Source organism: Atlantibacter sp., from assembly GCF_032062175.1.
In the GTDB taxonomy this organism is placed as follows: domain Bacteria; phylum Pseudomonadota; class Gammaproteobacteria; order Enterobacterales; family Enterobacteriaceae; genus Atlantibacter.
This window is the reverse complement of the sequence record NZ_DAMBQK010000023.1, coordinates 65,105-78,277: the sequence shown is the minus strand read 5'-3', so window position 1 is coordinate 78,277 and position 13,173 is coordinate 65,105. Positions and strand designations below refer to the sequence as shown.

Genomic DNA, 13,173 nt, shown 5'->3' with positions numbered 1-13,173 from the left:
TGGCCGGGAGCGGGGATTGCAAAGGGGGATGCGGAATCCCCCTTTGCCCGTTCGCGTGCTACGGAGTCACGTTGAGCCACGAACGCCTGGCGAACGGAACAACTCCACTGAATGGAACCCTTCCACCGAACGGAACAATCCCACCGAACGAAACAAAAGACAGCTTGCCACTTCGTGCCATCCTCCCCCGGCGACAGCCCAATTGTTGTACGCTTATCCATCGTGCCAGCATTCTGCTGACGCCCCTCTTTGGCCCCGGAGCATACGCCTCGATGACAACAGGTTCGAAACTAAAACGTGGGATCCGCTATTTGATTATCATCATCGCGCTTTTAACGCTGTTCATTTTTGCCTGGCTTCAGCAGCCGCAGTACGTCTCGCCCGTGGTCCCGGCGCAGGCAGATAATCCACTGTACCGCGACGGGCAATTCTTTAACGCCGAAGATCCACCGCCAGTGACCCGCACCCAGAGCCGGTTAACCCTGTGGTATCGCTTTTTATTCGGTAAAGACGAGGGCGCGCAGCCGGACGGCGTGTTGCCTTCGCAAAAAACCAATCTGCACCCGCTCAAGGAAAACGCCGTGGTATGGATGGGGCACTCCAGCTATTTTATTCGCCTCGACGGCAAAAATTACCTTATCGATCCGGTATTCAGCGATTATGCGTCGCCAATCCCGCGCACCAACGTGGCATTTAGCGGCAGTAATATTTATCGTGCCGATGATATTCCCCCGATCGACTATCTGTTAATTACCCACGATCACTGGGACCATCTGGATTATCCGACCATTAATGCCCTGCGCGATAAAATTGGCCAGATTATTACCCCCACCGGCGTTGGCTCTTATTTTGAAAAATGGGGCTTCCCGAGAGACAAAATATTCGAGGGCGGCTGGAACAGCGTAATGAAAACCAGCGGGCTGGAAATCCATATTCTGCCTGCCCAGCATTTCTCAGGCCGCTTCTTTAAGCGCAACCAAACGCTGTGGGCCTCCTACGCCATTATTACGCCCAACCAGCGGATCTACCTCGGCGGCGACAGCGGCTACGGTCGGCATTTCAAAGATATCGCCGCGCAGCTCGGCGGTTTTGACCTCGCGGTGCTTGAGTGCGGGCAGTACGATCCACAATGGCCGTTTATCCATATGACCCCGGAAGACGCAGCCAAAGCCGCCAGCGACTTACAGGCCAAAGCGGTACTGCCTTCACACAACAGCAAATTCAAACTGGCGCACCATCGCTGGAATGAGCCGCTGGAGCGGCTCTCCGTTGCCAGCGCAAATCAGCCCTGGCGTTTGCTGACGCCGAAAATCGGTGAAACGGTGGAAATGGAGAATAGCCAGCAGACATTCAGTCGCTGGTGGCAGAGTAATAACGCGCAGTAAAATACAAGCTATTAAAATTAATAGTTACGACCCGTTTAATTATTCAGGGTCGTGACTATTCGTGACTTAAGCGCAATTTGGTTTAATATTATTGCCGCATTACCCCATCTATAATATTCTTTTTTGCTGCATTTCTTTCCCGACAAATAATAACCCTAACTGCGTTGCTGCCTGAATTTCTGCGGGCATTAAAGGATGATGAATGGCCGAAAGACTTAACTGGGACTGCCTTGCCGCTGCGCTTGAAAATGTCACTTTTTCAATGCGTCCTTCGGTGCGCGAGTTGCCTGCGGGGATGCTGGCGCTGGGTATTGGCGACGCGGCCTCGCCGGGTATTGCCCTGAACTGCAAAAACGGCAGCCAGCACCGTTCGCTTTCTGCGTGGCTGTGGGCCATGGACGACAGTGAGCGGCGCGCATTAAGCGACAAAGCGCGTTCGCAAACGGTTACCCATATTGCCATTGAAGATTTTTCACTGGATAGCTGTTTTGCCTGGCTGCTGTTCAACGTATTCACCCGCGGCGACACCCACGAGCTGGACGAGTGGGTGCGTTATATCGACCAGTGGGAGCAGGGATTTTATCTCGATGGCGATAACGTCGGCCATTCTGCCGCCTGCCTGCACACGGTATTCGCCCATGCGCGCCTGCATGCCGCCCAAACCGCACCTCATCATTACGATGCGGAGTTACTGCGCGATGGCTTTATCCGCTGCCTGAAATTACTCACAGCATTCATTAACCACACCCGACAGCCGTTACAGGGCATTCAGGCCCTGCCGTCGGCGGATTATCTCTCGGCGCAGGCCGCGCTGGCCTATGAATACCAGCTTTATCAGCTGGCGATTGAACGCGCCGCCACCTGTCAACTGCTGGTGGAGCAGGCCGACAGCCGCCGCAAAATGCTGGTGGATGCGCTGTTCCTCAATGAGCAAAACCCCAGCGGCCTGTTCAAGATCTTCGCCCGTAATGACCGGACCCACAGCTGGAGTAAAAACGGGTTTACGCTGCTGGGCATTTATCGTCAGCACCAGCAGGGCACCGGCAACGACATGGTAATTTCGGTGGATCCGAAAAGCGGCCTGTCGTTACAAAACTTGTGGCAGGCGCTGGAAGCCGGGGAAAATCACCGCTGGGCGGGGCAGCGCCCGTGCAGCAAACCCCGTCCGTTACACAGCTACGCTGGGGTGCCGAATGCGCCGGACCAACCCTGGTGGGATGACGCGGGGCGTTACACGCTGCTGGGTGCACCGAAAAAGTTCGATGACACGGAGATCCCCGGCAGCAAACTCGACTGGTGGCAGGATGTATTGCCGCTGATCTGGCAGCAAGGATTTGTCGATCATCTGGAACCGTGCCTGACGCGCGTTGACGATCCCAACCCGCAAGCCGAGGGGCAAAAGCGGGTGTGCGCCTGGCGCTGGAACCAGCCTGACGCGCGTTTACAGCAAACCGATACCAGCAGCTACCTGACCAGCACGCCGTCGTTTGAAGCATGGCTGGCAGGCTGTAGCCAACAATCCCTGCCCACCACCCCGTACACCTTGCCGCAGGCGGATCATTACGAGGCACAGTGGCAGGGCGATGTACTGATCGTTAGCCATCAACAGGGCGTCACGCTGTTTAGCCGCTCGCCGGACGATCCGGCGCTGGAGGGCCTGTTAAAGGTTGCCCGGCGCATCGCCGCGCTCAGCGACGAGTACGCCCAGTTCCTGCGCCAGACCCGCGAAATCTTCAAAAAATGGCCGGAGCAGCTAAAACAGCAGACGGGCACCCTCGAAGATAAACAGTGGGAAGAGGAGATCTTCGCCCTGCGCGTCAATGCCCTGAACGTGCTGAACAGCACCGACACCTTGTTTGCCAGCGCCCAACAAAACCGCCTGAGCGAGATGCTGCAACGCCAGTGGGGGCTACACGAGCAGCGCGGCAACCTGTTTGCCCAGGTCGACAGGCTGGATGCGCTGATGCGCGACGCCATCGCCCGCCAGAATTCGCGCCGCCACCGCATTTACGGTTCGCTGTTTTCGGCGCTGGGGATGGGCATTGCCGCCAGCCATGTCTGGGAGCCGGTGCGCGATATCCTCACCACCAATGAATATGAATGGCAACTGTTGCTGTTTAAACATCCCGATACCACGCCGCAGCAACTTGCGGAGATCGCCGGGCAGAGCGCCCACTTTGAACTGATCACGCTGATCGTCTTTTTAGTTTTTGGTCTGCTGGGATTCATCCTCTTCTGGTTCTTTGATATTCGCAGCCAGGAAGAGTAATGCGCACGGAGAAATAACCGAATGAATAATAAAACCGCTATCGCCATTGTTACCCGCTCACGGGATATAATCGCCCTGGCCCATGCACAGTTGGCCAGGGTGTTAAGCGTACCGCAGCCGGAAAATAACAGCTTCGACGCCAGTTACCGGATGCTGGATGACGCCCGCAACGAGAACGGCAACTGGATCAAAGTGGGCGAACTGCTGGGATTTAACCGGCAGCAAATGCTGGATTATGCCGACCTGATGAGAGGGTTACGCGGCTGCGACGATGTGCAAAATCTTGATCCGATCACCCTGAATAAATGCCTGATCGCCTGCCTGCAAATCGTCAACCTGCTTGAACTGGCAAAACACAAATATCCGCATCTGAACTGGGACAGCCGCTATTCATTGCCCGACGAAACCAGCGAGGATAACGCGGTGCGCCAGATGCGCGCCATCGAGTTGTTAATCCGCCAGGTGATTGACGAAGCCTGGGCAGACCAGCAGAAATTAGCCGAGCGGCTGCAAACGCTGTTTGGTAAAGAGCAGGTGGCGCGGATTATGAAAAGCGCCGAGAAGGACAATATTCTCAGCGGTACGTTGCTGGAACAACTGCGGATTATTTTCTCCAATCAAGAGGATTACCCGAATTATTACGACGCCTATTTTGACGGCGCCTCGGGGCTGAATTACGCCTCCACCACCCGGGAAACGCTGTCGCAGTTTTTGCAGAGCCTGAACCATATCCGCAATAAAATTGCCCACCATAAAAAGTTAACCGAATCAGAAATGTTGTTGCTGAATGAGTATTTCGACCAGGTGGTTGAGCCGCTGCGCAATGCGCATCAGCAGGGACGTTTGCAGACGGACCCGGATGCGCTGTACCACGCGCCCGCCGAGGCTATCAAAGCGTATCAGACACAGTTGGCGAAACTGAATGCCGCCGCTGAACGTAATGAAGTGGTCGTGAAGAAAATAAATCACAAACTTACCTGGGCTCTGGCGGGTATTGTGGGCATTATCGCCATTACCGGTGTGACACTGCATTTTAGCGGCGGCAGCTTTGTGAATACCGAAATCATCAAAGATAAAGTCAGCGACGTGCAGGAAAAGCTTGGCAAAGTGAAGCAGGAAACCAGCGTTGATCCACGTAAAGAACTGGCGAACCTTGGGGTGCAGTGGGATCGGGGCACCATGGAGCAGGCAATTAAGCACGGTGACTTGCGCACGGTTAAATTGTTTAACGAAGGTGGAATGACCTGGGATTCATTATTTTTGTCAGCGGCCATGACAGAGTACGGCAAGAATCCCAGCAAGAATCTCGCTGATACCATTGAATATGTTACTGCGCACCCTGAGAATCGGATCAACGGGTCGGAATATGAGTGCCGGACACAAATCAATTATATGCGCGAACGTATGAAGGAAGGGACGCTCCACGAAGCCTTAAACGGCAAAATTATTCGTCTGGTGTGCGCGGACTCGAAGGCGCAGAAAATCTTTGCTGAGGAACGCAAAGAAGCCGTTGAACGCCAGACCAGACTGAATAAAGAATATGCCCAATATAACAAACCCCAGGCCGCGTGCATTAAAGAGCTAATGAAAGATAATGGCGACGCGGTAGCAAACGATATTTTTAAAGCGCGCCAGGCTGCCATGTATTCATTATTTGGCAATGAAGGGCGGCAAGATATTTCTCAACGGGCAGCGACAGCGACCGGCGTAAAATTTGCTGATTACCAGTACAGTTCTGTATCGATGAAAGTTTTCCGCGAGTCTCTTAAATATTATTGCGATCGCCGTCTTGAGTTTGCTAAACAAGATTACCCGCCAGTTATCGCTGATGTAAAAGAACAAATTGATTATTACGATACCGTTGCCGCGAAATACGGCATCAAAATCTAAACTTACGCGGCATCGCGGTTCTCTGCGATGCCGCCCCGTCAAATAAACGGCCTCGATGCCAGTTCAACTCCCAGGCCCAGCAAAAACAGCATAAAGCACAGCCGAAAATGTTTTGCACTCAACCGCGCGCGGATCTTCTGCCCCAGCCACATTCCCAACAGCGCCGGAACGATCGCCAGCAGCGACTGGTTAAGCTGCGCGAGGGGAAAGGCGTTATGTGCCGCCAGACCTCCTGCCAGCGCCACGGTAGAAAGGGTGAACGACAGCCCCAGCGCCTGCACCAGTTCGTCTTTACTCATCGATAGCGCCTGAAGATAAGGCACAGAAGGCATCACAAACACGCCTGTCGCACCGGTCACCACGCCAGTGATGGCCCCGGTGAGCGGCGAAAGCCACGCCTCGGCACGTGCCGGAACCGCCAACGCCGGGGCTAACAGCGCATAGCTGGCATAAACAATCAGCGCCGCGCCTAATCCGGCTACCGCCCCTTGCCCTGCGCCGATCAGCAATGCCGAACCGGCAAACGTGGCGGGCACCATACACGCCATCATCGGCCACAGCCTGCGCACAATCGGGCCCAGCGATGGGCCGGTAAATAGCTGCCAGATATTGGTGATAAACGACGGCAGCACCAGCAGCGCGGCGGCCGCCGGCAGCGGCATCACCAGGCTTAACAGGCCCATTGCCACCGTTGGCAAACCCATCCCCGTCACGCCTTTTACCAGGCCGGCGGCGACAAAAATCAGCATTAACTCATTCATAGCGTATTCAGTAAGTAAGGGGTCCATTGCTCAATTGAATCAATGTGCTGGACAGGGCACAATCTGGTTTTCCCCACACGGCCTTCGGCACAACCGAAGGGAGAAAAGGCAGCGTATGCGGCTCGATCTGGCAGACCTCAAACTGTTCTTATGCATCGTTGACGCGGGCAGCATTACCCAGGGCGCGGCGCGGGCAAACCTGGCGCTGGCGTCGGCCAGTGAACGGCTGCGTAATATTGAAGCGGATGCGGGCGTACAATTGCTGGAGCGCCATCCGCGCGGCGTGGCGACCACGGCGGCGGGCAAAGCGTTTGAACGCCATGCCCGGCTGATCCTCGAACAGCAAAGCCAACTGAAAAGTGAACTTAACGGCTTCGCCAGCGGTGCACAGCAGACGCTACGGCTTTTCGCCAATACTTCGGCGGTCAGCGAGTTTCTGCCGTCCCGGCTGGCGCGCTGGTTAGCGGCGCATCCCACGCTGCATGTTGAACTGGAGGAGCGCACCAGCAGCGATATCGTCAATTGCCTGGTGAACGGCGTGGGCGAGGCGGGGATCGTGTCCGATGCCGTCGATGCGCAGGGGCTACAATTATGGCCGCTGGCCGCCGACAACCTGGCGCTGATCGTCGCGGAAAGGCATCCACTGGCATCGCAGAAAACGGTCCAATTTGCTGATGTACAGGACCAGGCTTTTATCGGGTTATATCCGGGCAGCGCCTTGCAAGAGCATATCAACGCCCACGCCCGCCGCCCGCTGGCGCTGCGTATCCGGATGAACACCTTTGAGGGTGTCGGGGAAATGGTGGCGCAGGGCATTGGTATCGGGATATTGCCGCTGAGCATTGCCGCGCGCTATCAGCCGCGTTATGGCTACGCTATCCTGGCACTGGCGGATAGCTGGGCGCAGCGACAGCTCTGCTTTTGCTATCGCGACGGGGCCGCATTATCTCCAGCCATGCAGAGTCTTCTGGAACAGTTACTGGCGGGTCGATAAGCCGTCTACAGTTAACAGACACGTTAACGGAAGGAGATCGCGGATGACTGCTCGCCAGGCCATTATTCCCCAAACCCTGATGCTCGCCGCCCACGACTGGGTGCCTAATAATCCCCATTTACCGGTCTTAATCTATAAAAGCGTCATCACTGACGGCGATATCGCCAGCCGGTTTGAACAGCGGTTCGCTGATAACGGCTGGCCGCCCCAGTGGCGCGACGGGATTTTCGACTATCACCATTACCACTCTAACGCCCATGAAATGTTAGGCGTAGCCCAGGGCTCGGCGCGCCTGATGATCGGCGGGCCAGGCGGTGAAGAGATCGAGGTGAAAACCGGCGACGCGCTGTTACTCCCGGCGGGCACCGGGCATCGGCGGTTATCGGCCAGCGAGGATTTTCTGGTGGTTGGGGCCTATCCGCCGGGTGCGGATTTTGATCTGTGCAGACAGGCGGCGACACCAGAGATGCTGGCGCGTATCGCCGCGCTGCCGTTTCCTGAGCAGGATCCGGTTAATGGAGAAGCGCCTGCTTTGACGGAGTATTGGCAGCACCTTTAGCCGGGAACATAGAAGCAAAATGCGGCTCGACCTGTCGTTATTCACAACGTGATACATATTTAAATGAAAAAGCCCTCATCAGTTGAATGAGGGCTTGTCTATTGGCGTCATATTACGCAACGTATTTTTTCTGGTTAAACAATTATAAATTATTAATAATCTCAGATACGCCTGTTCCCTAACGGTTACATTATTTTCAGGATGAAAAGATGAGCAAGGGTTCTAATTTTTATAATATAAAAGATATTCAACCGAGTGATAGTATCAATAAATATTTACTGAAATTACATTGTGCTGATCCGATTGATAATCTCGACATTGAATCACTCCATGGTATTGAAAATCTAAGTAAGCCATATGCTTACGTGATAAGATTTACATCATCAAACAAAGACATCCCCATGAGCGTATTGCTTAACACGTTAGCATCGCTTTATATCCGTGCCCCTAATGATAAATGGAGTAAATATTTTCCCGATTCTGATAAATGGAATATTGAACGCCAGATTGAGGGGGTGATCACATCATTTTCATTAATCAGCACATCGCCAGATGAATCACTGTACGAAATAATACTTGAACATAAACTGGCCTTGCTCGACCGCAGAACAAGATCGGCAATTTATCTGAATACCACTGTACCTGAACTGGTAACGAAAATTCTGAAAGAGCATCACTTCAGGGGTTACGAAATCGATTTTGATAAATTGCAAAGCCGCTATCCCGAGCGCGAAATGATTGTGCAATGGGGCGAAACGGATCTGCAATTTATCAGCCGTTTGTTGTCAGAGGTAGGTATCTGGTTCAGGTTCGAAAACCATAAAGAACAGCCTTTTATTATTGTGACTGTTTTTGGTGATGCGCAGAACCGGTACCTCTTTGATCAAAAGATACTGCATGCGTCCCACGCAGGTTTAACCAGCAACCAGTATTCAATAGACAAACTGGTTTCACGACATAACGTTGTCCCGCAGAGCGTTGAGGCCAAAAATTTTGACTACCGGCTGCCTTACAGTGGCGTTCTCCATGCCAGGAATGATCCTGTCAGGGATAGCACAACCACTTACGGCAATGACTACCGCTACGCAGATATTCACCATGTCACCGGTTCTCCGTTCGAACACGCCCAGGGCGATGAATCAAGCTGGTTTTACGCAAAACGCCATCATGAAATTTACCTTAACCACCAGTCGGTACTGACAGGCGTAACCACAAGCCCGCTTATCGTTCCTGGGATGGTGCTTGATATTGACGGCACCATTCCGGGATCGTTTGCCGGGGGTTTTGTGGTCACCGCAATGGTGATTAAGGCTAAACGTGACAGCGCCCTGCAATCTGAATTGCTGGGCATTCCCTACAGCAAAACGGTCTGTTTCCGGCCACAGCCCCTGCCGCGCCCACGTATAGCCGGGACTGTCCCCGCCATCATTTCCTCAACGCAGGATAACGACCCCTACGGCCATATCGATGCGCAGGGCCGGTACTGGGTTAAATTTGATTTTGACCTCGATGAACAGCAAAAGGGCTATGAAAGTATGCCCGTTCGTCTGGCCAGGATTTATGCCGGTGATACGTATGGTCATCACTTCCCGCTGATACAGGGCACCGAGGTTGCGATTGCTTTTGAGGGGGGCGATCCTGAAAGGCCTTTTATCGCTCACGCGCTCCATCACAATCCAAAACCCGACCTGGTGACTAACCGTAATAACACTCGCAACGTGATCAGAACGGCAGGGCTGAATAAGTTAAGGATGGAGGATAAACGCGGTCAGCAGCACATCAAGCTCAGTACCGAGTATGCCAAAAGCCAGCTTAATCTCGGGCATCTTGTTGACGCATCCAGGACGCAGCGCGGTGAAGGTGCAGAGTTACGCACCGACGACCGGGCGGTGATCCGCGCCGCGAAAGGGTTGATGCTGACAACCGATCCGCAGCCCAGGGCGCAGGGCAAGCAGCTCGATATGGCGCCGGTGATTGAACAACTCCAGAACGCCCTGGCGCTGGCGGCATCCTTACAGCAAAGCGCGCTGACGGCGCAGGCGTTTAATGTTGATACCCATCCACAGCAACAGTTGAATGCCGCGCTGGATAAGCTCGCCAGACCGGGGCTGGTGGCCTATGCCGAACAAGGTATGGCGCACGTCACGCCTGAAACGCTGGCCATATCGGCGGGTAAGGATTTATCCCTCAACGCGGCAAACAACGGCAGCATAAACATTTTCAAAAAACTCTCTGTCGCCGTGGGGCAGGGGTTATCGCTGTTCTCCCGCGCTATTGGCATCAGGATCATTGCGGCCAAAGACGATATTTCTGTTCAGGCACAGCGCGGTGAAATGGGCTTACTGTCAGATAAGAACTGCCATATCCAGAGCATCAACGGCAATGTGACGGTTAGCGCCAAAAAAAATATACAGCTACTGTGCGGCGGCGGCGGCATTCGAATAAATGAAGATGGCTCGATAAAAATATTTTCCCCCTCGAGAGTACACATTAAAGGTGTGGAACTGGACTGGAGCGGCCCGGAATCGGCCAGAGATAAAACCCCGGTATTTAAAGAGGACCAGTTTCACCGGCGTATTAAGTTGCATGCGGAGGGTAACCGCCATGAAGTTTTTAAAAACACAAAATTCAGGCTAACAAAATCAAGCGGTGAGGTTATTGAGGGGGTCACAGATGCCGAAGGATTAACGCCTTTAATCGCGCTCAACGAAATGGATGATATTCAAATGGAGGTTTTGCACGATGAGTAACAGCCCCTTTAATAAACGTATTGTCGCCACCAACGTGCAGGGTGTACCCGTATCAACAGGCGGAGGCGTGGAGACCTGTTTTGTAGACCTCAAGCGCCCCATGCCGTGCATTGTTATTCTTGTTCACGGTGTGAATGACGTAGGTGAGGCCTACCAGAATCAGGAGGAAGGCATAATTAAGGGCCTGAATAAACGTCTGGGGCGGGATGATTTATATCAGCATGAATGGCACCAGTACAAAATGGATATGGGCGACGGCGAACAGCAGCAGATTAAAAAGGCTGGGCGTTCGCCGGTAATCCCTTTTTATTGGGGATACAAGCCTGTTGACCATGCCACCTATATTGAAGACCAGCGCCGTTACCGGGCAGAAGTGGATAAACTGGGTGACGGGGCAAAACTGCCTTATGATGCCTATCAGGAAGATGATAAAGCGAAGCTGGAAAAGCTGGGGCATATCAAGACAACCACGTTAAAATACACCAACGATAATTTTGGTAATGCCCTTGATGATGTTTACGCCAAAAACGGCGGAACATTTGCAAACGCCACGACGAATATACCGGACATGCTGGGGCCGGGTTCAACGGGGCTGGCAACAGACCTGGCGAATTTTTATTCTTTATATGGTAATGGGGGTGACTATACCCATCCTATCTATAATAACCCGCACCGGATCTATCAGTTTTTTGCCGCGCAAAGACTGGCTGATTTGATATTGACAATCAGAAAAACAGATCCGCTTAAGGATGATGCAATAAATATTGTTGCCCACTCTCAGGGGACAATTATAACCATGCTGGCAAATATGCTGGTAAAACAGGCCGGACAAAGACCCGCAGATTGTGTCATTCTGAATCATTCACCTTATGCGCTTGAAAATACGAACGGCGAAACGATAACGAGCGGGCATCACCAGACAAACCGCGCAAGGCAGGAAACATTTAAAAATTTCTGCAACCTCATGAAAACAAACCCCAGATTTAATGATGGATGTCATACGGATGCAGAAATAGAGGAGCTGGAAGGGGCTGTTTGTATTGGTGGGAAATCACAATGGAAAAATGATAAGTTATACAGGCGTAATAACTTCGGAAAGGTCTACAATTACTTTTGCCCTAATGACACTATCGTATCCTTGTTGAATGTTCAGGGGTTCGGCTGGCGGGGTATACCCCATGAAATTGCTAAAGATCTGGTTAATTTAAAACAGCGCGTATTCTGCGAAAATGGACCTAATATTGGTAACAGCCCGTTAACTACCCCTTTTGAAATGCCTGAACCCAAAAAGGGATTTTTTGTGCAGGATTCCTTACAGACGAAACAATACACATTCAGTGATGTAGTCATTAACGGTGAGCAGTTGCCGGAACCGTTTACACATGTCCTCCAGGGCGTTGACAATGTTGGCAATAAATACTATTCCGACATTGAAAAAGGGTCTCCTGACGAATTTATTTCCTATTCAGCGAAAGCCAATGCGCTGAAGCGCACGGAAATTGACACCCGCAGCCTAAGGTGGTGTGGCTTTGGTCAATTACCCGCCGGCTATGTACTCTCCGAGTCGGAGCTGAAGGTTTTTTCCAGGGAATATAAAAGAAACTATATTAGCGGTTTCGTCCTGGGAAAAAACAACAGTGACAGCGTGCAATTAGTCCATGAAAAAACACCGGAAGAATTGGAAAAAGAGTGGATGCAGTCAGATCCGGTTGGTTACAGCCAGCATTCCTCTATTGTCGCATCAATAGATGCACCCGCTAAAGCAATGGCGTTTGACCTGGCAATCGGAAGATGTAAAGCCTTTGAGTATAAAGAGGGGCAATTTTGGATTGATTTATTGTGTCGGGCTGACTGGCGTATTGAGAGGAATGGCTTTGACGATGCAAGAGCGTATTATCAAACAGGAAAGTTAAATGTGAAAAAGACTAAGGAATTAATGAATTTCCCAGGTAATGCCCTACCCAAAGGAGATTTTGGTGTGGTTAATGAATATTATAATTCAACTAAAGTTAAACCCGCGCAACGTAATGAAACCCATAACGAGGAAGTAGCCCATCTTCAGTGGGCGATGCCAGAACCAAAACATATATAAGGAATTTATTATGTCAATACGGATCGCCAAAATTGCAATATTGCCGATGATCTTTGCAACGGCGTGTACATTACATAAAAAACCGCCTTCACAGGTAGTCTATCGCTACGACGAAAATCGTTATCTTGAACTGGTTGGAAGTTATTGTGAAGGGTATATCTGGTATCATGATAAAAAGAGAAATATTCATAAGTCTGTGTATGCTAATCCGATGTATCGCATTTTTACGGGGAAATATATACATCCATCTGAAAAATATATTCTCCTCCCTGAGTGGGAACCAGGAGCATATGCAATATCAAAAGATTATGGTGAAACATGGCAGACAGCTACATATATGGCACCTTATCCCCCCCTGGAAAAATCTGAGGAAGGTTATGGTGTTGACAGACCTGATGGTAAAGATATCAAGAGAATCGTCGTGGTAAATGACCAGGCATTTATCACCACCAATATTGGTCATTTATATATGA

8 protein-coding genes and 1 pseudogene are annotated in these 13,173 nt (G+C 51.8%); 8 read left to right on the top strand and 1 reads right to left on the bottom strand.

The annotated features are described in order from the left end of the window. Positions 1-272 precede the first annotated feature (272 nt). The 3 genes from RT120_RS17845 to RT120_RS17835 all read left to right on the top strand — a co-directional run bounded on the left by RT120_RS17845 (position 273) and on the right by RT120_RS17835 (position 5,544). On the top strand, positions 273-1,385 hold the full coding sequence (locus tag RT120_RS17845; RefSeq protein ID WP_312984724.1) for an MBL fold metallo-hydrolase: 1,113 nt from the start codon (positions 273-275) through the stop codon (positions 1,383-1,385). Between the two features lie 202 nt (positions 1,386-1,587). Further along, positions 1,588-3,654, top strand: coding sequence for a hypothetical protein (locus RT120_RS17840; protein ID WP_312984716.1), 2,067 nt, complete (start codon positions 1,588-1,590; stop codon positions 3,652-3,654). Positions 3,655-3,675: 21 nt separating this feature from the next. After that, positions 3,676-5,544 carry an STY4199 family HEPN domain-containing protein gene (locus RT120_RS17835; protein ID WP_312984714.1) on the top strand — a complete coding sequence of 623 codons (1,869 nt, stop codon included), beginning with the start codon at positions 3,676-3,678 and terminating at the stop codon, positions 5,542-5,544. A gap of 38 nt (positions 5,545-5,582) precedes the next feature. On the opposite strand, the gene RT120_RS17830 is transcribed toward RT120_RS17835, so the two are convergent. Continuing rightward, positions 5,583-6,305, bottom strand: coding sequence for a sulfite exporter TauE/SafE family protein (locus RT120_RS17830; RefSeq protein ID WP_312984712.1), 723 nt, complete (start codon positions 6,303-6,305; stop codon positions 5,583-5,585). Positions 6,306-6,420: 115 nt separating this feature from the next. On the opposite strand from RT120_RS17830, the gene RT120_RS17825 reads away from it, so the two are divergent. From RT120_RS17825 to RT120_RS17805, 5 genes and pseudogenes are all read left to right on the top strand, one after another. Then, positions 6,421-7,299 (top strand): LysR family transcriptional regulator, encoded by an 879-nt coding sequence (locus RT120_RS17825; protein WP_312984710.1) that lies wholly within the window; start codon positions 6,421-6,423, stop codon positions 7,297-7,299. A gap of 43 nt (positions 7,300-7,342) precedes the next feature. After that, entirely contained in the window at positions 7,343-7,858 is a 516-nt protein-coding gene (locus RT120_RS17820) for a cupin domain-containing protein (protein ID WP_312984708.1), read from the top strand. A gap of 209 nt (positions 7,859-8,067) precedes the next feature. Further along, on the top strand, positions 8,068-10,608 hold the full coding sequence (locus RT120_RS17815; protein ID WP_312984706.1) for a type VI secretion system tip protein VgrG: 2,541 nt from the start codon (positions 8,068-8,070) through the stop codon (positions 10,606-10,608). Continuing rightward, positions 10,601-12,700 (top strand): DUF3274 domain-containing protein, encoded by a 2,100-nt coding sequence (locus RT120_RS17810; RefSeq protein WP_312984704.1) that lies wholly within the window; start codon positions 10,601-10,603, stop codon positions 12,698-12,700. The genes RT120_RS17815 and RT120_RS17810 overlap by 8 nt, the downstream gene beginning before the upstream one ends. Positions 12,701-12,710: 10 nt before the next feature. Then, positions 12,711-13,173 (top strand): annotated as a pseudogene (locus RT120_RS17805) (hypothetical protein); the annotation flags it as partial.

Excerpts from the sequence above, each read along its gene's own strand:
- RT120_RS17840 (WP_312984716.1), top strand. The coding sequence starts at position 1,588 with ATGGCCGAAAGACTTAACTGGGACTGCCTTGCCGCTGCGCTTGAAAAT.
- RT120_RS17820 (WP_312984708.1), top strand. The coding sequence starts at position 7,343 with ATGACTGCTCGCCAGGCCATTATTCCCCAAACCCTGATGCTCGCCGCC.
- RT120_RS17825 (WP_312984710.1), top strand. The coding sequence starts at position 6,421 with ATGCGGCTCGATCTGGCAGACCTCAAACTGTTCTTATGCATCGTTGAC.
- RT120_RS17835 (WP_312984714.1), top strand. The coding sequence starts at position 3,676 with ATGAATAATAAAACCGCTATCGCCATTGTTACCCGCTCACGGGATATA.
- RT120_RS17810 (WP_312984704.1), top strand. The coding sequence starts at position 10,601 with ATGAGTAACAGCCCCTTTAATAAACGTATTGTCGCCACCAACGTGCAG.
- RT120_RS17845 (WP_312984724.1), top strand. The coding sequence starts at position 273 with ATGACAACAGGTTCGAAACTAAAACGTGGGATCCGCTATTTGATTATC.
- RT120_RS17815 (WP_312984706.1), top strand. The coding sequence starts at position 8,068 with ATGAGCAAGGGTTCTAATTTTTATAATATAAAAGATATTCAACCGAGT.
- RT120_RS17830 (WP_312984712.1), bottom strand. The coding sequence starts at position 6,305 with ATGAATGAGTTAATGCTGATTTTTGTCGCCGCCGGCCTGGTAAAAGGC.